Annotated in this window: 25 protein-coding genes; 10 read left to right on the forward strand and 15 right to left on the reverse strand. The window is 44.2% G+C overall.

Annotated elements, in window-relative coordinates:
* Nucleotides 1-40 precede the first annotated feature (40 nt).
* The 3 genes from ACY652_RS00085 to ACY652_RS00095 form a co-directional block, all read right to left on the reverse strand.
* Nucleotides 41-949, reverse strand: a complete 909-nt coding sequence (locus tag ACY652_RS00085) for an IS982 family transposase (protein WP_462264679.1) — start codon at nt 947-949, stop codon at nt 41-43.
* A gap of 546 nt (nt 950-1,495) precedes the next feature.
* Complete coding sequence (locus ACY652_RS00090; protein WP_462265884.1) at nt 1,496-1,693, reverse strand: hypothetical protein; 198 nt, start codon at nt 1,691-1,693, stop codon at nt 1,496-1,498.
* A 101-nt stretch (nt 1,694-1,794) separates the two neighbouring features.
* Nucleotides 1,795-2,640, reverse strand: coding sequence for an SDR family oxidoreductase (locus tag ACY652_RS00095; protein ID WP_462265885.1), 846 nt, complete (start codon nt 2,638-2,640; stop codon nt 1,795-1,797).
* A 145-nt stretch (nt 2,641-2,785) separates the two neighbouring features.
* On the opposite strand from ACY652_RS00095, the gene ACY652_RS00100 reads away from it, so the two are divergent.
* Nucleotides 2,786-3,148 (forward strand): BlaI/MecI/CopY family transcriptional regulator, encoded by a 363-nt coding sequence (locus ACY652_RS00100; protein ID WP_462265886.1) that lies wholly within the window; start codon nt 2,786-2,788, stop codon nt 3,146-3,148.
* Between the two features lie 43 nt (nt 3,149-3,191).
* Here ACY652_RS00100 and ACY652_RS00105 read toward each other — a convergent pair whose 3' ends face one another.
* Nucleotides 3,192-3,503, reverse strand: coding sequence for a hypothetical protein (locus tag ACY652_RS00105; protein WP_462265887.1), 312 nt, complete (start codon nt 3,501-3,503; stop codon nt 3,192-3,194).
* Here ACY652_RS00105 and ACY652_RS00110 point away from each other — a divergent pair.
* Nucleotides 3,480-5,249: a M56 family metallopeptidase gene (locus tag ACY652_RS00110; RefSeq protein ID WP_462265888.1), complete on the forward strand. Its 1,770-nt coding sequence runs from the start codon at nt 3,480-3,482 to the stop codon at nt 5,247-5,249. The genes ACY652_RS00105 and ACY652_RS00110 overlap by 24 nt on opposite strands.
* A gap of 41 nt (nt 5,250-5,290) precedes the next feature.
* Here the strand turns inward: ACY652_RS00110 and ACY652_RS00115 are convergent, their stop codons facing one another.
* Both ACY652_RS00115 and ACY652_RS00120 read right to left on the reverse strand, forming a co-directional pair.
* Nucleotides 5,291-6,376: a DNA topoisomerase IB gene (locus tag ACY652_RS00115; RefSeq protein WP_462265889.1), complete on the reverse strand. Its 1,086-nt coding sequence runs from the start codon at nt 6,374-6,376 to the stop codon at nt 5,291-5,293.
* A 178-nt stretch (nt 6,377-6,554) separates the two neighbouring features.
* Entirely contained in the window at nt 6,555-7,724 is a 1,170-nt protein-coding gene (locus ACY652_RS00120) for an aldose epimerase family protein (RefSeq protein WP_462265890.1), read from the reverse strand.
* A 252-nt stretch (nt 7,725-7,976) separates the two neighbouring features.
* Between ACY652_RS00120 and ACY652_RS00125 the strand changes: the two genes are divergently transcribed.
* From ACY652_RS00125 to ACY652_RS00135, 3 genes are read left to right on the forward strand one after another with little or no spacing between them, the layout of a single operon-like run.
* Complete coding sequence (locus ACY652_RS00125) at nt 7,977-8,783, forward strand: MlaE family ABC transporter permease (protein ID WP_462265891.1); 807 nt, start codon at nt 7,977-7,979, stop codon at nt 8,781-8,783.
* Nucleotides 8,784-8,793: 10 nt separating this feature from the next.
* Nucleotides 8,794-9,567 carry an ABC transporter ATP-binding protein gene (locus tag ACY652_RS00130; RefSeq protein ID WP_462265892.1) on the forward strand — a complete coding sequence of 258 codons (774 nt, stop codon included), beginning with the start codon at nt 8,794-8,796 and terminating at the stop codon, nt 9,565-9,567.
* 3 nt (nt 9,568-9,570) lie between these two features.
* Complete coding sequence (locus tag ACY652_RS00135; protein ID WP_462265893.1) at nt 9,571-10,596, forward strand: MlaD family protein; 1,026 nt, start codon at nt 9,571-9,573, stop codon at nt 10,594-10,596.
* A gap of 70 nt (nt 10,597-10,666) precedes the next feature.
* Here ACY652_RS00135 and ACY652_RS00140 read toward each other — a convergent pair whose 3' ends face one another.
* Both ACY652_RS00140 and ACY652_RS00145 read right to left on the reverse strand, forming a co-directional pair.
* Nucleotides 10,667-11,182, reverse strand: coding sequence for a hypothetical protein (locus tag ACY652_RS00140; RefSeq protein ID WP_462265894.1), 516 nt, complete (start codon nt 11,180-11,182; stop codon nt 10,667-10,669).
* A gap of 68 nt (nt 11,183-11,250) precedes the next feature.
* Nucleotides 11,251-12,372, reverse strand: coding sequence for an alpha/beta hydrolase fold domain-containing protein (locus ACY652_RS00145; protein ID WP_462265895.1), 1,122 nt, complete (start codon nt 12,370-12,372; stop codon nt 11,251-11,253).
* Nucleotides 12,373-12,467: 95 nt separating this feature from the next.
* Between ACY652_RS00145 and ACY652_RS00150 the strand changes: the two genes are divergently transcribed.
* The 3 genes from ACY652_RS00150 to ACY652_RS00160 all read left to right on the forward strand — a co-directional run bounded on the left by ACY652_RS00150 (nt 12,468) and on the right by ACY652_RS00160 (nt 15,772).
* On the forward strand, nt 12,468-14,675 hold the full coding sequence (locus tag ACY652_RS00150) for a penicillin acylase family protein (RefSeq protein ID WP_462265896.1): 2,208 nt from the start codon (nt 12,468-12,470) through the stop codon (nt 14,673-14,675).
* 43 nt (nt 14,676-14,718) lie between these two features.
* On the forward strand, nt 14,719-15,198 hold the full coding sequence (locus tag ACY652_RS00155) for a hypothetical protein (protein WP_462265897.1): 480 nt from the start codon (nt 14,719-14,721) through the stop codon (nt 15,196-15,198).
* A 118-nt stretch (nt 15,199-15,316) separates the two neighbouring features.
* Entirely contained in the window at nt 15,317-15,772 is a 456-nt protein-coding gene (locus ACY652_RS00160; RefSeq protein WP_462265898.1) for a DUF2147 domain-containing protein, read from the forward strand.
* 20 nt (nt 15,773-15,792) lie between these two features.
* Here the strand turns inward: ACY652_RS00160 and trxA are convergent, their stop codons facing one another.
* The 5 genes from trxA to ACY652_RS00185 form a co-directional block, all read right to left on the reverse strand.
* Entirely contained in the window at nt 15,793-16,089 is a 297-nt protein-coding gene (trxA, locus tag ACY652_RS00165; protein ID WP_462265899.1) for a thioredoxin, read from the reverse strand.
* A gap of 53 nt (nt 16,090-16,142) precedes the next feature.
* Nucleotides 16,143-16,886, reverse strand: coding sequence for a DUF481 domain-containing protein (locus ACY652_RS00170; protein WP_462265900.1), 744 nt, complete (start codon nt 16,884-16,886; stop codon nt 16,143-16,145).
* Between the two features lie 10 nt (nt 16,887-16,896).
* On the reverse strand, nt 16,897-18,147 hold the full coding sequence (locus ACY652_RS00175; protein WP_462265901.1) for a DUF2130 domain-containing protein: 1,251 nt from the start codon (nt 18,145-18,147) through the stop codon (nt 16,897-16,899).
* A gap of 226 nt (nt 18,148-18,373) precedes the next feature.
* A complete protein-coding gene (locus ACY652_RS00180; protein ID WP_462265902.1) occupies nt 18,374-18,883 on the reverse strand; it encodes a hypothetical protein in 510 nt (169 codons plus the stop codon).
* Nucleotides 18,873-19,352 carry a hypothetical protein gene (locus ACY652_RS00185; RefSeq protein ID WP_462265903.1) on the reverse strand — a complete coding sequence of 160 codons (480 nt, stop codon included), beginning with the start codon at nt 19,350-19,352 and terminating at the stop codon, nt 18,873-18,875. Before ACY652_RS00185 ends, ACY652_RS00180 begins: the two co-directional genes overlap by 11 nt.
* A gap of 215 nt (nt 19,353-19,567) precedes the next feature.
* Between ACY652_RS00185 and ACY652_RS00190 the strand changes: the two genes are divergently transcribed.
* Complete coding sequence (locus tag ACY652_RS00190; RefSeq protein ID WP_462265904.1) at nt 19,568-20,260, forward strand: class I SAM-dependent methyltransferase; 693 nt, start codon at nt 19,568-19,570, stop codon at nt 20,258-20,260.
* On the opposite strand, the gene ACY652_RS00195 is transcribed toward ACY652_RS00190, so the two are convergent.
* Both ACY652_RS00195 and ACY652_RS00200 read right to left on the reverse strand, forming a co-directional pair.
* The gene (locus tag ACY652_RS00195; protein WP_462265905.1) at nt 20,247-21,074 is read right to left on the reverse strand and encodes a M90 family metallopeptidase; all 828 of its coding nucleotides are present in this window, start codon (nt 21,072-21,074) and stop codon (nt 20,247-20,249) included. The genes ACY652_RS00190 and ACY652_RS00195 overlap by 14 nt on opposite strands.
* A gap of 71 nt (nt 21,075-21,145) precedes the next feature.
* Entirely contained in the window at nt 21,146-22,105 is a 960-nt protein-coding gene (locus ACY652_RS00200) for an SMP-30/gluconolactonase/LRE family protein (RefSeq protein ID WP_462265906.1), read from the reverse strand.
* A gap of 72 nt (nt 22,106-22,177) precedes the next feature.
* Between ACY652_RS00200 and ACY652_RS00205 the strand changes: the two genes are divergently transcribed.
* On the forward strand, nt 22,178-22,636 hold the full coding sequence (locus ACY652_RS00205) for a DUF4268 domain-containing protein (RefSeq protein WP_462265907.1): 459 nt from the start codon (nt 22,178-22,180) through the stop codon (nt 22,634-22,636).
* Nucleotides 22,637-22,657 lie beyond the last annotated feature (21 nt).

Here is a 22,657-nt window from a genome sequence, read left to right on the forward strand (position 1 = left end):
AATGCAGAAACAATATTATAAGACCTTACGTGTAGTGCGATTAAAAAGCGAGTGCATATTTAAGCTGATTGATGGGTTTGTTGTTTTGCTTGTTGATAAATTGCAAACAGGTAACGGCCGTAATTTTATTTAGAATGCGCAGGGTTAACCCTGTTATAGATTTAGCATAATTTCTTTTGAGCATCAACTGATCGCACAACTGGGCAAAAAGCGTTTCGATACGTTTTCTTACTTTTTTGAATACCGGTTCAAAAGGCTTTTTACCGGCCTGGTTATGGCGCATAGGTGTTTTCAGTTCAATGTGAGCGGTGTTGAACAGATCCGCCTGATAAGACTTTGATAAGTATCCCTTATCACCAGCAAGGGTGCAGTTATTCATTCCTGAATACTTCAGATCATTAAGATAGTGAATGTCATGAACACTTGCCTTTGTCAGTTCCATAGCCTGAAAAACCCCGTTAGCGGAAGTAACCAGGTGAAGTTTATAGCCATAGTAATAAGCCTTGTTGACCGCTGAATAACCTTTGTCCGGCGCAGTCCCGAAGTTCTCTTTGCAGATCTTTGACGCCTTTTCGCGGGCCATCTTGCAGACGGGAACAGGAATGGAATCTACAATAAAGATGTTTTCCCCTTCGCTTAACTTAGCCGCAAGCAACCGGTTAAGCTGCTGCAGATAAGGGCCAAGCACTCTCTTTCTGCGGTTATAATTGCAGCGGTGAATGAGATTGGGAAAGTCAGCGGGATAATCATGCCTGAGTTTGCCAAAGAGATAACTTTCCGAATCTATCCCGATAGATTCTGCTGCCAGCGTTAAAGCCAGTATCTCACAATCAGATTGCTTGGGTTTGCGGGGATAAAACCTAAAGTTACCCTCACTATTGATACGGGATTCAAAAACAGATTTGGTGATGTCTAAAAATAAACGGAAATTGGTTGAAAGGTTGTGCATGAGGAAATATTTGATTGGCGTTAAATATTCCTTAATATACTGTTTATCAGTTATATGCACAACCTTCCCTGGTTTTTAACCCTTTTTTTTCAATCGCACTACACGTAAGACCTTTGAGAAATATTGCAAAATATTACCTACTATTGCCCAGTTATCCACACTTCGGGTAACAAGATAGCAACAAAAACGACCTAAAAAAGGAGGAAAAATTTGTTACTATTTTGTGACTAAATATACGCAAGTTACTGATAGTCAATATTAAAGTATTTTCTGTATCGGTAAGTGAGAAATTTTTGAAAATATTATATACATTAACAAATACAGTCATCATATTTCTCCCCATTTTAACAAAAGTGTTTATTGTTACAGATTTTACATTGACATCTGTTTAAAAGTAATACGAAGAATCGTTAAAATTTCGCCAATTAAGTAGTCTAGGCTACACATAGCTTTTAAAGCCTATTTACTAATTGTCATAAATGTGCTTTAAAAAGCTATTAAAGTCATTAATTTACTAAAAAGTATCCGCTTATAAGATGGCAAAAGTTACAACGCACGCCTAACGAGCGCCCACTCGTCCGCAATACCTTCTAACTGCTCGTGGGTTAAGTTTTTGGGTAACACTTTCAAGTTTACCGCTTTCATTTCCTCATGCGGCTGCGATTGCTGCATAGATGTTAAGCCAATAAAAGTCATGCCTGCCATTAAGGCGGCAGTTACCATAAATTTTTTATTCAGTTGCATCAAAGATTTAAATTAACGGGTGAATATACTCACCAATACATTAAGATGACAATATAAAATACATTCGTTTACCTTAGTTATCCGAATACTGGTTAATATTACTAACAGCCGGCATCTTTGGCAATCAGTTCGCTAATCTCCCATAACCGGTTACGTGCTGAAACATTGTCAGCCATTAACGAGGTTTTAGCCGGTTGTTTTTTTGAAAAATATAAACCATTTAACTTTGGATTTAACTTCGCCTCAGCAGCTAAATAAACAGACGTAGCCGCCCCCTCTTCCGGTGTAATCATGAATGGCCGGGCCAGCCACATCATCAGTTTACCCGCACCGCCCAATTCACTGCCAAAACCTGTGTTTACAATGCCCGGATGTACTGCATAAGATGTAATCCCTTTGGCAGCAAAACGCTCTGCCAGTGATTTGGTAAAATATACATTAAACAGTTTGGCTTGTCCATAAGCTTTCATGGCAGAATAATCATGCTCGAACTGTAAATTTTTAAATACCGGCCGCCCCATTTTATGCGCCATCGAACTTAGGTTTATAATACGTGCCTGGCCACGTTCGAGCAGTGGCATTAAGGCCGTAGTCAGCAGAAAGTGCCCCATGTGGTTGAGCGCAAATGTAAGCTCCAGCCCGTCTTTGCTCAATTCCCGTTTGGCTATAATTCCGCCGGCATTATTAATCAGTGTATTGATGGCAAAAAGCTTACCCTTGAGTTCTGCGGCAGCGTTGCATACAGTTTTCATATCTGCCAGATCGCAGTAGATTGCATAGATGTTTTGATTACCGGTTTGCTCAATAATTTCCTGCTGTAACTGCTCCCCTTTTTGCAGGTTGCGCACCAACAGGTAAATGGCGTGGTCTTTACGGGCAAGCGCCATAGTTGTAGCCTTGCCAATTCCGGAAGTCGCACCTGTAATTACTGTGGTTCTGAACGGCATAAAATTATCTTAATGTGTTAGCGCTTGCAAAGCTAAGCGTTTAATAGGTCATAGAACCAATTGCAGTGTCTGATACATTCAAAATATTTTCAAATAAATTTTATTTATACGATATATTCGTAGATTTACGAAATAATCGTAATAAATGGAAAAATTGACACAGCAGGAGGAAGAGGCTATGCAGGCCATATGGCAGGTAAACGGTGGCTTTATTAAGGAGTTTTTAGATGTGATGCCCGAACCGCAACCACCGTATACCACATTAGCTTCAACCGTTAAAAATCTTGAAAGAAAAGGGTTTGTAACCAGCGAAAAAGTTGCCAATTCCTATCGTTATCACCCTGCCCTGCCTGAAGCCGAATACAAGAAGAAATTTATGACTGGATTTGTAAATGACTACTTTAAAAGTTCTTATAAAGATTTGGTCACCTCTTTTGCACGCGACAAAAAAATCAGTGCTACTGAGTTGCAGGAGATTATAAACCTTATTGAAAATAAAAAACCCTAATGCCGTATGCCCGCGCTGTTTGAGTACTTACTTAAAGCCAACATCAGTTTACTGCTGTTTTGTGCAGGATATTATGCAGTGCTGCGGCGGTTAACTTTTTACAATTTAAACCGCATTTACCTGATTTGCGCTCTCTTATTTTCCGCCATTTATCCGCTGGTTGATTTATCTGCTTTCGTACAGCAGTATCAGCAATTAGCGCAACCTGTACAGGCGGTACAAGTAATTGTAATAAATTGGCAGGCACCTGTAAAAGCTGCTGTGCCAAAACTAACGCAAACCGATTGGTGGATGTTGGGGCGGACAGTTTTTTTTTGCCGGAATTATGTGTATGATGATACGCTTCGGGCTGCAATTGGTTGTTTTATACCGGTTGATACGTAAAGCCAAACATCAGACCTTATATAATTATCGTGTAAAGGCGATTGACCAGCAGATCAATCCATTCTCATTCTGGCAAAGCATTTATATAAACCCACATCATCATGAGCCTGAACAATTGAAAGCCATACTTGCACATGAGCAGGTACATGTTACCGGCTGGCACACGCTTGACATTCTGCTGGCCGAATTAAGCTTAATTGCCTATTGGTTTAACCCCGGCGTATGGCTGATTAAGAAAGCAATTGCCGAAAATATTGAATTTATTACCGACCGTACTATTCTGCAGCAGGGTGCAGACAGTAAACAGTACCAGTACAGCTTATTACACGTGGCACTAACTGCCGACACACCTGCTATGGTAAACCATTTTAATTTTTCAAAACTTAAAAAACGAATTATGATGATGAACAGCGAAGCTTCTTCTAAATCTAAATTAATGCGATATCTATTCATATTGCCACTGGTTTGTATACTGCTTCTCTGCTTTACTTTTTCAAAAGCTAATGTTGCTGTAAAAGCTAAAAAAGCAATACAACAAATTACACACCTGATTAACAAGACAGCGGTTGTTGCTTCAAGTAACAGCGAGGTAACAGAGGCAGATACTGTACCAGTTAGCGCCAAAAAAGTCAATTCGCATGATATACCTGAGGAAAGTTCTCAGCCATACCCGATAATAACGGGCAACAGAAAAAAAGTGATCAGCTTGAATTTACGCAGCATAAGAGATACCCCATCCATTGAATTTACAAAAAGAAAGAGTACTAAAACATTACCGGCAGGAGATTCATCCAAAAAGCCAGTAATTTACATTACAACTAATAGCTTTATAACCGGTCAGAACCTTAAATACAACGCTGAACACACAGGCAAGAATATCATACCTTCCGTAAACGGGTACAAAGGCGTTACATTAAAGCCGTTAACTATTACCGGATTTTCCGGGAATGCTTTAACATGGCGTTCCGGCTATAAAACTCCGGATACCATTTTTGTTGGCAAATCAGGCACTACAGTTAAAATGAGTAATGGCAATGGCGCCGGCAAAAACTTTGTAGTGGTTGATAATGGTCCCAGAAATGCAAAAAGCAAATCTATTATCAACGGAACAGATTTCAGCACCTTCGATAACAGCCAGCACCTGCTGCTTATTGCAGATAACCATGAAGTAAGTATTTCCATACTTCAAAGTTTAAGCCCTAACCGTATTGGCTCTATTGCTGTGCTTAATTCAACTCAGGCAACAAACCGGTATGGTAAAAAGGGGAAAAACGGTGCACTCCTTATTACTACAAAAGTTCCTTCTTATGCCTACATAAATGACAGGCAGGAAAATCAGGTTACAAAATTAAACATCACCCGCCCAAGTCCGCCGGAAATAACAGAAATGTTTAAGGGAACCGGCAGTAATACGTTTACTTACCAGTTCAATGTAAAAGGAACATCTAAAAAAGGCAATGTATTTTCTACCGAAGTTAAACCGGACAGCATAGTAAATAAAACATTTCCCGGCCGTGTAATTATTCAGGGCAATGGCGTAGAGCCTGAAAAAGCCAGAATAATAATTAATGGTAAAGCTGCTACTTATCCTGAATACACCAAAATCCCTCCTGACTCTATTAAATCTGTATCCATCTTAAAGAATCCGGGAGCAACAATCTTGTATGGTGATAAAGCAAAAAACGGGGTCATTATCATCACCACTAAAAAACCTTGACACACACGTTCTTTATGCAATAATTTGAGCAATTAGTTTGATTAACTGGCTTCGGCCAGTTTTTCGTTTTCAAGAATGTTTAGCAACGCCTTTTCTGCCTCCCGCAATTCTGTGGCCTTTTCTTCCTGCTCTTCATCCAGGTGGCTGATGTATTTAAACAGGGTACCTTCTTCGTAGCATTTGATTACCGTAGGGTGTACATAATACTTTTTACAAACCGTACGGGTATTGCCTAAATTGATAGCCACTTCATCCAGTACGCTGATGATTTTCTTGCGGCAATCGGTCTGGTTTTCGTGCTCCCCTGCTTCTTTAAAAGCAAACAAGGCGCTTACGCTGCCCGACCAGGTGCGAAAATCCTTCGCTGTAAAATCTTCTCCTGTTATGTTTTTAAGATAAGTATTGATATCGCCCGAATCTACAGTGCGATGGCTCGCGTCTTCATCATAGTACTGAAATAGCTCATGCCCCGGTATCTCCCGGCATTGTTTAACCAGTTTGGCCAGTTTTGGGCTTTGCAGATTAATGCTGTGATTTACGCCTTTTTTTCCCTTAAATTCAAACTTCAAATTTGCGCCTTCTATTTTTACATGCTTGTTCAGCAACGTGGTTAAACCATAATGCTGGTACTGCTTTTTATACGCCTCATTACCAATACGGATGCTGGTAAGCTCCATTAAGCGCACTACAAGGGCCACAACTTTATCATGATCCAGTTTGTGGCGGGCCAGATCCTTATCCACCTGCTGCCGGATAGAAGGCAGGTGTGCCGCGAACGCCTGCATACGGTGATATTTGGACTGGTTACGAATGCGGTTCCAGTCGGCATGGTAGCGGTACTGCTTGCGCCCGGCAGCATCAACGCCTGTAAACTGTAAATGGCTGTTCTCGTGTGGCGATATCCAAACCTGCATGTAGGCCGGCGGAATCACAAGTTTGTTAAACCGGTCAATCAGTTCCTTATCCGTTACCTTTTCGCCATGTGCGTCGTAATAGGCATACCCCTTACCGGCAGCTTTGCGGGTATAACCGGGGGTACTATCAGTTACATAACGTAAGCCTACTGCTTTAGCAGTTATTTTAGGGTCGCGTCCAATTTTTTCGAGCTTTTTAACGAGGCTGTTCATCAGAAAAAACAACAACCCATCAAGGCTTCGGTTTCACTGGCTACCGGCCATAGTTTTACACAATTTAAGGTTATGCGTTTGCTATATAAGCCTTGGAAAAGACGAAAGGTGTTATTGCGGAGATTAAGCAATAACACCCATTTGCAAAGGACACTGTTCAGCAAGCTGATTGTGAAACCTACTGCTTATAAAACTTATAAATGGTTGTAGTTTTGTAAACCTGCCCGGGCTTCAGTTCTGTACCTGGAAACGATGGCTTGTTGGGCGAATCAGGAAAGTGCTGGGTTTCGAGGGCGAAGGCGGTACGGTAAGTATCTTTCGTATCATTCTTGAAAGTATTCTCCCCTTTCATAAAGTTACCGGTATAAAATTGCACACCGGGCTGGTCGGTATATACTTCCATTTTTATACCGCTCTTGTTGCCTTTTACGGTAACTACCGGCGTTTGCAGCGTGTGCTTGTTGAGCACAAAGTTATGATCATATCCCTTGCCAAAACCAAGCTGCGCATCGCCCTCATTGATACGTGAGCCGATGGTAGCCGTTTTCCTGAAATCGAACGGCGAATTAGCCACCTCCTTTAACTCACCGGTAGGAATCAGTTTATCATTAACCGGAGTAAAGCGGTCGGCATCAATTTGCAGGCTATGGTTCAATATGGTGCTCCGGCCACACCCGTTCAGGTTAAAGTAGGCATGGTTGGTGAGGTTAAGTACCGTTGGTTTGTCGGTGGTTGCCTCATAGCTTATTTTTATAGCATTGTCATCGGTAAGTTCGTACTTAACCGTTGCAGTTAACTGCCCGGGGTAGCCTTCTTCGCCATCTTTTGAAACGTAAGTAAGTTCTAACGTGTGCGGATCTGTTTGTCTGGCATTCCAGACATGGCTGTCAAAGCCTTTCTTGCCGCCATGCAGGCTGTTGGGGCCATCATTAGCAGGTACCGCATAGTCTTTTCCCTCCAGTGTAAATTTGCCATCACCTATACGGTTACCATAGCGGCCTATCAATGCGCCATAATAGCTCGAAGACGCTTTTTGGTACCCGTCAATATCATTAAAGCCGGTAGTTACATCTACCATTGTGCCATTGGCAGCTGGCACCAGCAGCGCTACCAGCCTGCCGCCAAAGTTGGTGATGGCGGCTTCCATGCCATCTGCGTTTTTAAGGTAATACAAATCAGTGGCTTTTCCGTCGATGGTTTGCTTAAAACCATCTGCTTTGGGCAAATGTGCCGAGGTAGTATCGCTCATGGGTTGCTTTTGTGTAGATGATGAGGTGCAGCCAGCACACATTAAACTTAAGGAGGTTACAGCGGCTGCTATTTTGATCGCTGTCTTATTTGTTTTCATAACGGTTTTTAGTTGGCGCTATAAAACTACTAAAAGTAGCGGCACATTGGTTTACTGTTCTAACATCATTTAATGGTAAAATCTGTGCATTAATTTCATCATATAAATTTGTACTGTATTTTTACCGAAAATATAAATCCGGCCGGGTACATTATTCGTAACAGAATCAATGTATTTTTGGTTACTTTGTAAACAAGATACAACAGCAGTTGTACCAAATGCAGCCAGATACGTATACTTACAGCACAGTTAATGGATAACAGCAACAGCAGCACATCTGCAACCGGTACAGAACCTACCCTGCTTAAGCGCATTTCTGATTTTTTTGCCGGTATATATGATGTGTACCTGTTTATCCTCCGCTTTTTTAAAGAAGCCTTCATCCCGCCATACGAATTCAGGGAACTGATCAGGCAATTATATCAGGTTGGGGTACGCTCCCTGGCCTTAATTACGCTTACCGGTTTTATTGTAGGCTTAATCTTTACCAAGCAATCCCGTCCTTCCCTGGCGCAGTTCGGTGCAACCTCCTGGCTCCCCTCTTTGGTTTCCATAGCTATAATGCGCGCTTTGGCGCCGCTTATTACCGCTTTAATTTCAGCCGGGCGTGTTGGCTCCAGCATTGGTGCCGAAATTGCTTCCATGCGGGTTACCGAGCAGATTGATGCCATGGAAGTATCGGGCATTAAACCTTTTAAGTACCTGGTTTGCATACGTATTATTGCTACCACCATCAGTATACCTATACTGGCTATGTATGTTGCCTTTGTAGCCTTACTGGGCGGCTACCTTAATGTATCACAGAATGAAGGCACCAGTTACGGCACTTTTATGCAGCAGGTATTGCAGCCGCTGGGGTTCATTGATTTTTATTCTTCGTTAATTAAGTGCGTGATTTTTGGCTTTACCATTGGCGTAGTTGGCTGTTACAGGGGCTGGAATTCGAGCAGCGGCACTGCAGGGGTGGGTAAAGCGGCCAACTCGGCGGTAGTAACTGCCATGTTCCTGGTATTTATCGAAGAGATAATTATTGTACAAATTACCAGCTGGTTCAGATAATCCCTACCTCATGGAAAAGAAAAACACCGGCATAGATTATAACGATACCGTAATCAGTATCAAAGGGCTGCAAAAGTCCTTTGGCGATTACCATGTATTACAGGGTATAGATCTGCAGTTGTTCCAGGGAGAAAACCTGGTGGTACTGGGCCGTTCGGGTACGGGCAAGTCCGTGCTGATCAAAATTATCTCCGGTTTGCTTAAAGCCGATAGTGGTGAAATAAATGTACTGGGCAGCGATATGAATGATATTTCCAACGGGGATCTGGCCGAACTTCGCAAACGCATCGGGTTCTCATTTCAAAATAGCGCTCTGTACGATAGTATGACCGTGCGTGAAAACCTTGAGTTTCCGCTGGTGCGCAACCAAAGAAATTTACGGCGGCGCGAAGTTAACGAAATGACCGAGCGGGTACTTGATGCCGTGGGCCTGCTGCAAACCATTAACCAGATGCCGGCAGAGCTTTCGGGCGGCCAGCGCAAGCGTATCGGCATTGCCCGTACGTTGATTTTAAGGCCGGAGATTATGTTGTACGATGAGCCGACAGCCGGCCTCGATCCTATTACCTCCATCGAAATTAACAACCTGATCAACCGTGTGCAAGAGCGGTTTCATACCTCGTCCATCATTATTACGCATGATCTGACCTGTGCCAAAACTACCGGTAACCGGGTAGCTATGCTGCTGGACGGCCAGTTTAAACGCCAGGGCACATTTGACGAAGTGTTTAATACGGACGATGAGCGGGTAAGACATTTTTATGATTATAACTTTATTAATTAACGCATGAGCAGTACCAGTAACGGCAGGGCAGTAACCGTAGGTTTATTTATTGCTATCGGGCTCGCCATATTAATTGTGGGTATATTCACTTTGGGCGGCCAGCAGAAAACCTTTGTAAAGGGAATCAAGATAACCGTACGTTTCAGCGATGTAAACGGCCTGATCAAGGGCAATAACATCTGGTTTTCAGGAGTTAAGATAGGCACTGTAAAAGCGCTTAGCTTTTCGGGCATTCACCAGGTAGATGTAGAAGTAACTATAGAAGGTTCGGTGCAGAAATATATCCACAAAAATTCAGGTGCCCGCATCAGTTCAGAGGGTTTTATCGGTAACAAAAATATTGTTATTGATGGTGGCAGCGCCGAAGCGCCGATTATTCAGGATGGTGATCTGATCATGTCACAGAAAATGTTGTCTACCGATGATATCATGAAAACCTTACAGCAAAACAACCAGAACCTGCTGTCAATTACCGGTAACTTTAAAAAACTGAGTGAACAGATTGTACAGGGTAAAGGATTGGTAGGGCAATTAATGGCCGACACGGTATTGGCAATCCGGTTCAGGGGTATTGTTCAGGGTTTGCAGAATACCACACAATCAACCCAGCAGATGGCCGCTTCGCTTAGCCGGTTCAGTACAAAATTGAATACCAGGGGCGGATTGGCGGACAAAGCACTTACGGACACAACGGTATTCAACCGCCTGCAAAACTCGGCCACACAGTTTCAAATGGCGGCCGCTAAAGCTAACACGGTTATTGATAACCTGAACAAGGCCAGCGGCAAACTTAACACTACCGATAACGCGCTTGGTTTGCTGCTAAACGATGACCAGAGCGCTGCGCAGGTAAAAGCTACGCTGGATAACCTGCAATCAAGCTCGGTTAAATTGAATGACGACTTGGAGGCGGTTCAGCACAACTTTTTACTTCGCGGTTTTTTCAAAAAGAAGGCGAAGGATGAGGAAAAAGTAAAGCAGCTTGACTCAATGCACATTGCACCCAGAAAGATAAAAATTAAAAATTAGGCTATAACCAGAAAGGGCCTGCATAAAGCAGGCCCTTTCTGGTTATAATTATAGGTAATCTCAGTATCTGTTATGACCGCACCCCATAAGGCGTAAGCAATACACCTTCGTGGTTATTGGTTACGCCTGTAGCATAACTGTCATCGCCTACAAAAAGCTTTTCGTTATCAATAATAATGTGGTGCCCTTTTACCCAAAAATCGCCGCGTATAATAAAAACCGCTTCTGCATGTTGTGCTTCTATTTCGTTATAAATATGGCTTTGCAAAGCGTGATAATCTTCATCAGCCAGTTGGTGCACCTCAAACAATATAGTTTCGTTCCTGCTGATGCTTAATTTGTCGTCGAAGGTATCCAGTTTATAGTCGCTATTACTAATGGTATTATTGGTAACACTAAAGGGTTGCCCGCCTTCTAATTCAAAATTAGCGTTTATGGCTAAGGCCGTGTGGTGCTGGTCGTATTTTTTGTTCGGCTTAAACGAGGTAACCTGCAGTATCTCCACCTGCGAATCCTGGTCTGCATAACTTACCACAGGCTGATGGCTGATATAAACGTTAGAGGCTAATACAAATGCGTATGTCATGATAGTATTGGTGTGATGTATAGGGATAGAAATATCCGCTTCTACTAAAATGTTTTAATCATGAATTATTAATGCGTAACCAGCCGTAAGAAATCGAGAACGGCATAAGTGGATAACTGCCCGCCCGGGCCATTCAGGTGGTAGTCAAATCCGTGCGTGGCCCAAGGAATGGTAAGTAAGTAGTGCGGTACGTGGTATTGCTGTAATTTGGCGTTCAATCGTATACTATGCCGGTAAGCTACCAAAACATCATTTTCGCCGTGTATCATTAATGTAGGCACCGATTGGGAATTTACATATTCTATCGGGGAACTTTCTGCATAAGTATTACCGGTTTGTTGCGGAGTGCCGCCCAGATACCGCCTCATTACCTGCCGTGAATCAAATACCAACGGGTTGGCAGGAACAGAATACCCCCAAACCATATCCGCCGGTCCATAAAAATCAATTACACCCTTAATACCAGCATCCGGTTGCTGATAAGCCGCCAGCAAGGCCAGCTGCCCCCCTGCCGATCTGCCCAGCAGTACAAGCTGTGAAGTATCGATAGAAAGCCGGGCAGCATGGGATTTTAAGTAACGGATGGCCTGCCGCACGTCATGAACAGCGGCCGGGTAAGGATGCTTCGGCGCCAGCCGGTAATTAACCGAAGCTACCTGGTAACCGTGCTGCGCCAGCACACTGTTCAGTTCCGGTAACTGCCGGCTGTCGCCACCGCTCCACGAACCGCCATGTATGAGGATGATACAAGGGCGAACACCCGAAACGTTAGTCTTATAAAAATCAAGTGTGAGCGCCGTATCCCGGTAAGAGGTAAAAGTAAGGGATTGATATGGCTGCTGTTTAACCCGGCTCAGTAACCTGGCGACAGAGAACGGGGCAGCCCTCCTTGAAACCGTACGTTTTGCAAATGCAGCATCCATTTGCTGCGCAAGCTGACCTGAAATAAACTCTGCCCTTATAACCGGAATAACAAAAAATACAATAGCTGCCAAGCCGGCAATAGTTCCCGCCGTTAAAAAACGTTTAGAGTAAAAACCGCATAACAGCACAACTACTGTTACCAAAACGAATACATAGCCATACTCGGCAACAAAGATAGCGGCCAGCCAAAACGGATAGGCAGGCGCTTTACATACCGTAAGCAAAGAAAGAAAAAGGAAAACCAGCAAACCAATAAAACGCGCCATAATAATTTAACAACTGCCGGTAAATATACATAAGCCGCCGGAGGCTTCCACCCGTTAATAAATTTGATTATATTCAGCACACTAATCATCAACACATGAAAAAAGTATTACTGCTCATGCTGAGTTGTTTACCGCTGCTTGCAGCAGCACAGAAATTTACTGCTGATGAAGTGCGCCGTTGTGAGCAGCAAGCCCGGCGTGTTACTGTTGTACGCGATAACTGGGGTGTACCCCACATCTACGGAAAGACCGATGCCGATGCCGTATTCGGCTTGCTGTACAGCCAGTGTGAAGAAAACTTTAAAGGTGTTGAACTAAATTACCTGTACCAGTTAGGCAAACAGGCACAAGCCGGATTAAAAGGCAGTTTATATACAGATATACAACTACAACTAATTGCCGACAGTACCGATGCCATTAGAGAATATAAAGCGAGCCCCTTATGGTTTAAAAAGCTGATGAACGCCTTTGCCGACGGCATCAACTATTACCTGTATAAGCACCCGGAGCAAAAACCGTTGGTACTCGCCCGGTTTGAGCCCTGGTATGCCCTAATGTTTACCGATGGCAGCGTGGCGGCTACCAGCACCGGCGGCATTACATTAGCCGAAACAGAGCGGTTTTATAGTGACAGCGCTACGCTGAAAACAAGTGCCCTGTATCAGCAGAAGCCTGATTTGCAAGCGCAGGTTTTTGAGAGGGATATGGGCTCTAATGGTTTTGCCATCAGCCCTTCGAAATCAGCTTCGGGCCATGCTATGCTGTATATCAATCCGCATGTGCCGTTTTACTTTCGGTCAGAAGTGCAGATGGTAAGCGATGAGGGGCTGAATGTTTATGGCGCGGTTACCTGGGGCCAGTTTTTTGTTTACCAGGGCTTTAATCAGCATTGCGGCTGGATGCATACCAGCAGCAACGCTGATGTGGCCGATCTGTATGCCGAAAAAGTAAGCCAGGCGAATGGCAGGTGGATGTATGAATACAATGGCCGGCTTAAACCGGTAACCACCCGCAAACTGGTATTGTATGAAAGGCAAGGTGATGATGTAAAGCAAGTTATCAAAACCGGCTATTATACTCACCACGGCCCGGTAATGGGCAGCCGTAATGGCCGCTGGCTTGCCTTGAGGCATAACAACAGGTCTTATAAGGCCCTGCTGGAGTCGTGGCTGATTACCAGGGCCAATACGTTCGGGCAGTATAAAAAAGCAATGGAGCTGCTATCCAATACCACCAATAATACGGTTTATGCCGATGATAAGGGAAATACCGCCTTTTGGTATGGAAACTTTATGCCTCGCCGCAATGCCCGTTTGGACTGGACACAGCCGGTGGATGGCAGCACTACTGAAACAGAATGGCAGGGCCTGCACCCGCTTAACGAGATTGTGCAGGTTATTAACCCGGCGAGCGGGTGGATACAAAACTGTAATGCCACGCCGTTTGCAGCCGCAGGCAGCAGCAGCCCAAAAAGTACGGCTTACCCTGCCTATATGGCGCCTGACGGGCAAAACTACCGGGGTGTAAGGGCTATACAACTATTTAGCTCACCGGGTAAGTTAACCCTGCAAAACCTGACTGGCAAAGGATATGACCATTACCTGGCGGCGTTTGATGTGCTGCTGCCGCCTTTGCTTTCGGCATACAGCCAGGCTCCCGATTCATTAAGAAATAACCTTCAGGTAGCAATTGATACGCTGCGCCGATGGGACCGGCGTTCATCTGTTACATCAGTAGCCACTACGCTGGCTACTGAATATGCCACTATAGTTTTCAGTAATTTGCCCCGCCCGGCATCCGTTGAAGCAGGCACTTATCAAACCGAACGCGTGGAGAGGCTGCTTGCTGCTGCATCAGCCCAACAACAGTTGAATTGGTTAAATACCGCTATCAGCCAATTGCAGCAAAAGTATGGTAACTGGCAAGTGCCCTTGGGCGATATTAACCGTTACCAGCGCCTGGCTGATGGCAAATTTGATGATAACCAGCCCAGCTTACCGGCGGGCGCGGTAGCTTCAACCTTTGGGCAGTTGCCCTCATTTGTAAGCCGTACCCAAAACACTGTAAAGCGTTATGGCTATTCGGGCAACAGCTTTATTGCGGCTGTTGAGTTCGGGCCAAAGGTTAAGGCCAAATCCATTATTACCGGCGGGCAGTCTTTTAACCCGGCATCATCCAACTTTACCAGCCAGGCTAAGGGTTACCTTAACGGCAGCTTTAAAGATGTGTTGTTTTACAAACAGGATGTAATGAAGCATATCAGCATGAGCTATCATCCGGGGCAGGTGCATCCGGCTATATAATTCCGATTAAAAGACTGTATATTAGCAATAAAAAAGAATAAGATTGAAAAAGGCACTACTTTTAGTTTTTCTGTTAGGCAGCAGTTTATTCTTAAAAGCACAAACCGTATTGGTAAATGACATGATCAACCTTGTTAATTTACCGGAAGATGAAGTTAAAAGCTACCTGAACTCCAAGGGGTTTAAGCTGAAGGTGATATCAAAGGTAAATGGCTTCACCGTAAACCAGTTTGAAATGACGCAGCAGGGAAAACATGAAACAGTGATATACGGCCAAAACTCAAAAGCCATTGACGGCACCGTTTTGCATACCATACGTTACACTACCAATTCGGCGCCTTATATCATCAACCTGATTGCCGACGCCAAACGCTCGGGCCTGCAGCTTGATTTTGCAGGGGCTGATAATTACAAGAATATTTATTTTTTTAACAGCGTACTGTATCGCGCCAGCATCTATCTTAACTTCAACCGGGCCTATGGCTTGTTAGAAATACGCGAAAAAGATTTGAGCGGCGGGTAAACTCCTCTTTATAAACTTTTAACAAATACAGCATATAGTTGTAAACAATTTAGCTGTATATTGTCTTTTTTAAGCAGTTAATTCAAACTCAATTTTTCACTTTATATCATTCTGTCGAATGCCGAAGAAATTATTGTACCTGCTTACTGCAGGTATGTTATTTTTTTGTACCAGCGGTTTTTATGCCATACCTGATAGCGACCGGGTTTGTGGTAAGTGGCAATCGGCCGAAAAAAACCTGATTGTACAGGTATACAAAGATGGCGAAGATTTTAGGGCTAAAATAGTCTGGTTTAACGATAAAGACGACCCCTCCAGACCTATGGATACCCGCCTGGATTCAAAGAACCCTCAGCCTGCACTGCGCACCCGTAAAATTGTGGGTATGGATGTATTAGAGGATATGGTCTATGTCGCCAAAAGTGATAGCTGGGAAAACGGGAAGATTTATGATGCACTGTCGGGCCGTACCTGGAGTTCGGCTGCTTACATCAACCCGCAGGGGCAGTTGAAGGTAACCGGCTACTGGCACTTTAAGTGGATTGGCCGCACCATTACCTTCAACCGCATTTGATTACCGATTACCTTTAAGTGCTAAGTATGCGCAGCCAGTATACTTGTTAGCTGTGCAGCTTGTATTACACCGCTCTGCCGCCACGTAGACTGCCCGTTTTTAAACAACATTAAGGTAGGTACACTCTGCACGTTATAGGCGCTGGCTACCGCAGGGTTTTTATCAATATCCACTTTTAAGATGGTAACGTTATCGCCTACCGCATCTTTTACCTGTTTTAGTATCGGAGCCATCATTTTGCAGGGGCCGCACCATTCTGCCGAAAAATCAATCAGCACAGGTTTACCGGTATTTATCAGTTCATTGAAAGAAGCCATATATCATACATTTTATAGAGGAACACCCGGAACTGATAACCGTTTGCTAAAAATTAAAAGTAGTAGTCCGCATTCAGGCCGTAAGTAAACAGCAGGTTTTCACTTTTAGTGCGGTTCATACGGTTATAGTTAAATGCAGCAGTGAGGTTCAGCCATTTACGCAGCTTTAAACTTACCCCGATGTTGGAGCGGATGATATAATCGCTGCTGTAGTTTAAAGAGTTTTGTATATAGCTGCTGCTGTTTATTGTGATGAGCTGCCTGATGATAAACTTAAACTGCACCCTGAGCGAGTTGCGGTAAGTAGAGTAAATATCGCTGGTACTATCGGTTACAAACAGGTTGCTCGTATCGTACAAGATACCATCACTAATATTCAGCCAGGCGTTAGGCCGGTCATACACATTGTAAGCCGCACCTAAACCGGCTAATAGCTGGCTGTTTATTTTCAGCGAGTAGCTGGTATTATAATTAGCCAGGCCCCAGTAATAAAAGTGGGGAAACGTTTTATACAGGTTAAAATTCAGGTACGATGAGTAATCGTTATTGCTGAGTACCCCGTTTGACTTGCCATATACCCAGCTGTTGCTGCTATTTACCGAAACATCTTTTTTCTTTACTTCGAATACCAGCCCGTTATTTAACAAATAAGCGCTACCGTTATTGGCCTTGTTAACAGACCCGGTAGAATTGTATACCACATGGTAATGCGTACTGTCGGTAAATTGGGCATACGCACAAGCGCTGCCCATTGATAAGATGACCGCCAGTGTAGTTATGCGAAATAACTTAAGCACTAACAACAATTTAGCTAATTAAGATCATATCCTCATCATCGGTAAGGCTGAGTTCGATACTGTCGCTGCCGGCAATCCCTTCTATCGATCCGCGGATGTGTGTAGCGCTCAGCAATACCTTTTCCAACTGCTTTTCCCGCATCTTCCATAGCTTTTCCATAGCATCGCGTTCTTTCAGTATAGACATGCGCATACTCATAAAACCTTCGCGCAGGGCTTTCCATTGCTCCGAAAACTCATTGCTCATCAGGTAATCATACAGCAACTGCATTTTATCGCCTTTATTCTCCTGCGAGCGGATAAGATTGGAGGTTTTGATCACACAATCGCGCAGAATGTAAGAAACCGGTTTCACCTCCTCAAATGAGCAAATCCATACGCCGTCCTTTTCGCCAAAGCAGTCCATCTCTTTGGGATAACACTGGGTAACAATAACCGCTACATCCGCCCCCGTGTTTCGCATATCCTTTTTCAGCTTTTCAATCCAGTCATGCGAAAATTCCTTGGTGCGCTTGCTTTCATATATAATCCGGCCGCACTCCTGCCCGTATTGGTTACGTACCGTTTGCACACAATCGGCACCGCGTATGCCCTTGCCAACCTCGTTTATCAAATCAAACGGAAAATAGCTGCGCAGCAATTCCTCCAAAATCAACTCCTGTGCCTCGCCCTGCAATTGCATGGAACCCTGCTCGGCCTTGCGCTTCATTTCATCAGCCAGTTTTTTCTGGGCATCCAGCTGCATTTCCAGTTCCTTTACCTTTAGCTGGTACTCCGAGTCCTTCAAATTAAACTTTTCAGTTTCCTGCTTCCTTATTTGCTCTGCAAGTTCCTGCCGCTGTTCCTGCAACTTGCGCTGGGTAACCAGCTCCAGTTCCTGCTCGCGCTGCCGCAGGCGCTCCTCCTGCTGCAAAAAATCCATCTCCTTTTGCCGGGCCAGGCGCAGCTTTTCTTCTGACTCCTTTACAGTTGTGTTCAACAATTGAAGTTGATTATCATAGTCGGCTGTAATGCTGCGCCTGAGGCTTTGCTCCATCCCCTCCTGCAATTGATTCTTTTCTGTAAGCAGGCGCTGCTCGTACTGCTTTTCCTGCTGCCTGAATTTATCTGAAAAATCTTCCTCCTTTTTTTTAAATTCTTCTTCTTTTTGCTGCGTATAGCGCTGCATTTGTGTGCGCAACTGCTTGCGGTATTCCTCGGTCATTACCTCCTCAATAGGAAAACCATGCTGACACTTAGGGCATTTTACTTCTGTGGCCATACTTCACCCGGCTTAAATATTTAGAATTGAAGTTAAATTAAATTAGCTTCATTAACTGCGTTAAGTTATCAACACTATTAAGGTACCTGCATCCTTTGCCTTATGCTATCCAGAGACAAAACTACCGCTTAGTTGCTTTACTTATGGCCACTTTATATAGAAATAGCCATAAGTAAAAAAGGCATCCCGATAGTTGAGATGCCTTTAAAAGATATAACCTGATAAATTATTTAGCTACGTGCTGCAGTTGCTGCACCTGTGCTTTTAACTCCTGCACCTGCTGCTGGTTGTGCCGGTTCTCGATATAAAAATAAATAGCAGTGGCCAGAAATATCTTGCCCAATACAAACACCGCGGCAAAGGCCCAGCGCCATAACCGGTGCACCTTTATATATTCAGATTGTGCCTCTACCTCTATAAAATGAGGATCGTTACCCTGCCTGCCATCTGTGGCCCGCTCTCCTGCCCTGCGAAAAGGAACAATCTCAGCCTCTTGCGTTTGCACCAGCTCATTAATGCTTTCTTCCACACGGTTCCATAAAACCGGAGGCGGTATAATTGCCATACCCATCGCCATCGCCTCTATGTCATCCTCTATCCGGGCAAGCGCCTGGTTAACGGCAGGAAAGCGTTGCTTCATCGCTACCACTTCCTGTTCCTCAAGCGCTGATAATGAACCCATCACATACGCTTCCAGTACTCCGCTTGATATATAATGCTGAATGCTATCTGCCATTTTTTATTGTATTGAAAGCCGCCTTAAGCGTGCTTTTAATTACATCTTCGGGTTGGTTTAATTCTGCGGCCAGCGTTGTTATTGATTTTTGATGGTAATAAACACCGCAAAACACACTTCGCTGCGCAGGGGTAAGATAAGCCATGTTGCTGCCGCCGGTTGTCCATTTGCGGTGCATATCATCCTCCAGTTGGCGGCAATTGTGCTGTGTAGCCATAAACGGAGCCAGCTTGCTTTTGGCTATCGCCTGCAGCTGTAGCCAGGTACTTTTTTCCGAAGTAAGCAGCTGCTCAACATATTGCGGCAGTTCGTTAAAAATTTCTATGAGGAACGCTTCAGCCATCTGCTGTTCCTTCACAATATCGGTAAGGTAACCAAGCAGCATACCGCTGTAGCGGTTATACAATTCCCTGGTAACTGACAATTTGTTGCCGGCGGCTACAGGCTGTTTAATGGTTTGCAATTTCACTTAACAGAGTTAATTTCTTGTCTGAATGCTGAGGTTAACAAATATAAATTTATTTTTTGCATCAACCGTTAAAATTAGAAGCATAATAAGATGAAGCAATAATCCGGCGGTTACTGCCTCATCGCACTTTTACCGCCTTATAAAGCGGGTACTGATTAAAAGCAATTAATAAAACCTTTAACTGCTTTGAATGAAAACCATTATTTTGCCGGCCAATGTTTACCGATGTAACCGGCCGGGCCATTGCTGATTATTATGAGCAGCGTTCGCCTGCCAAATTATGGATATATAACCGGTATGGCCCAAAGGAGCAGATGCCGGTTGCTACATATTTTAGGGGCGAGGAAGATATGCCCGAACTGGAACTGATAGCCTTACAGCATTGCTATGGTAAGGTGCTTGATATTGGCGCCGGGGCGGGCAGTCATAGTTTACTATTGCAAAAAAGAGGAATCAGGATTGATGCACTGGATATTTCGCCTTTATCTGTACAGGTAATGAAAGCCCGCGGCGTACTAAACGCTATATGCGACGATATATCTACTTACCGGCAAACCGGCTATGATACGCTTTTGCTGCTGATGAACGGCATTGGTTTAGCAGGGTCAATCGACGGGCTGAAAGCGTTTTTGAATCACATCAAACCCCTGCTTAATCCTGGCGGACAAGTGCTGCTGGATTCTTCGGACGTTGCCTACTTGTACGAGCATAAGCCCCGCCCATCAGACCATTATTACGGCGAAATAGATTACCAGTACAGCTACAAATCACAAAAAACTTCGTGGTTCAGCTGGTTGTATATCGACTACCCGTTACTGGCAGACATCGCAGCAGCGCAAGAATGGAACATACAGATGATATACCAAGATCCGTATGATCAGTACCTGGCCCGGCTCACTCCGGCTTAACCTCTTCATCAATACGGTCTGTTGCGGAACTCGCTGTATCATTAGCAGCAGGGTGCTGGTTAAACACTTTTGAAAGCGCCTCATACAATTGCGGATGCTTGCTGCTCAGCTGATCGGGCTTTTCAAAAAAATATTCTGAAGCCACCGCTAAAAATTCTGCCTCGCTGGTAAGTGCATAAGGGTTGATATCCGAATGGCCGGCTTCAATGCGGTGCATTTCCTGGTGCATCATTTTAAGCCAGAGAACAGTAGCCTCATGGGTCATCAGGTTTTCAGGCGTACCGTCAGTTGCACCATCCGTACCATCAATCAAGTGCATAAATTCATGTATGCCTACGTTTTCCTTACCTGCATTATTTGAAAATCCTTTGATCAGCGCCGAACGTGAGAGCAGCATTTGCCCGTTCATGAAACCGTTGCCTACCAGCCCCACCATGTTACGGTTTTCGCCTTCATACTGAAAATCATTATTAAAGGTATCGGGGTATAATATCACATTGGTGAGATTGGGATAGCTCCAATCGTCAAAGTTTAAAATCGGGATAACCGCGCTGGCCGCCACCATAATGCGGTCGCTATCCTCCACCTGAAATCCGATACCTTCAATTTGTACCCGCTGCAAAAAGGCATCAGCTTTTGCTACAAAACGCTGCTGCAGCACATTGCTGAGTTTTGAATAAAAAGGAATATGCGTGTTTAATAATACAGCATAATCTGCGGGTGCAACAACGGGTAAGTTTTTCTTTGTACCTTTCAATATGAAGTAAGACAACAGGCCAATTGAAATAACGGCAATAATCAAGGCAATGAGCATCGTATATAATTAGTTCATGTAATTAATGGTACATATACGCTTAATACGTATAGTTGTTTTAGCGGCGGCAACTACTCCACTCCTTTAACCTTCATCGGCAGTATGTAGACAGCTTTTGAAGCAGTGATAAACAGTATGTTCTTTTTCGTCCCGCCAAAGCACAGGTTAGCCGTCCAAGGCTGCGGAACATTGATGTGGGCAATCTTTTGGCCTCGTGGGTTAACAATGGTTACCCCGTTACCCGCGAGGTACAGGTTGCCCTGTTCATCCAGCGTAATTCCGTCAGCACCCTGGTTATAAAATTCCTGTTTTTCCTTTAAGGTTCCGGCGCTGGTTATGGTATATTTATAAATCTTGTTGGCTTGTATATCGGCAACAAAAAGGGTTTTACCGTCCGGGGTCCCTGCAATGCCATTAGGTTTTTGCAGGTCTGCCGCTATGATTTGCGGTATTGTGCTTCCTTTAAGCAGCAGGTAAACCTTTTGCCCGTCCAGTTCGCTTTTCGTCCGCGCCCAGTAATCGCGCTGGTAGTAAGGGTCTGTAAAGTAAATGTCGCCATGCTGGCTTACCCATAAATCATTGGGTCCGTTCAGCCGTTTACCATGCAGGTTGTTTACAAGTACCTTCGTCTTGCCTTTCCTGTCAATTTGCCAAAGCTGGTTGTGTTCATCGGCGCATACAATCAAATTGCCATTGTTATCAACGTAAGTTCCGTTAGGGCGGCCTGCATTGTCTTTAAACAATGAGATTTTTCCTTGTGTATCATACTTCCATATCTTATTATTGGGCTGATCAGTAAAATAAATATTGCCTTGCTTGTCAACTGATGGCCCCTCGGTAAAGCTAAATTGGTCTGAAACAAGTATAAGCTGAGCCTGGCCTGGCAGAAATAAACCTGCAGAATCAGCAGATGTGGTATCCCGGTTAGCCTTAAGACCAAAACCTGAAGCAATGGCGGCAGCCTTGTGCACTGTGCCTGCCAGTATAAACAGGATGCCAGAGAATTGATATAAACGTTTAAAGAAGCTCATAAATTTTGTTGGATGCACCGGTACAAATAACAAACCGGTAAGGATATAACGGCATACTTGTATTTTTGCTTCATGTATTCTAAGGAACAGGCATCTGCATTAAAGCAATCTTTCTGGACAGCCTTCGGCCAGTATATGGCGCCCATCCCTTCAGCAGAGGGGGCGAAAGTAAACTGGATAAATTATAAGACCGGCATCAAGTATGTTCAGTTCCGTATGATTACGGAAAATAGCCGCGCCGAAATTGCCGTTGAAATTACGCACCCCGATGCCGGGCTGCAGGAGGTGTACTTTGAGCAGTTCAAAGAACTGAAAATAGTTTTTACAGACACGCTTCAGGAAGAGTGGCAGTGGCTGCTGCATGTGCCCCATGAAGGCAAGAGCATCTGCCGGATTGTAAAATCAATACAAAATGCAAGTGTTTATAACCGCGAAGACTGGAGCCGGCTGATCAGCTTTTTTAAGCCGCGCATTATTGCGCTGGATGAATTTTGGAATGTGGCACGTTATGGTTTTGAGTCTTTACAGTAACGCGGCAACATTTTAACTAAC

It is taken from the genome of Mucilaginibacter sp., from assembly GCF_965200995.1.
Lineage (GTDB): Bacteria > Bacteroidota > Bacteroidia > Sphingobacteriales > Sphingobacteriaceae > Mucilaginibacter.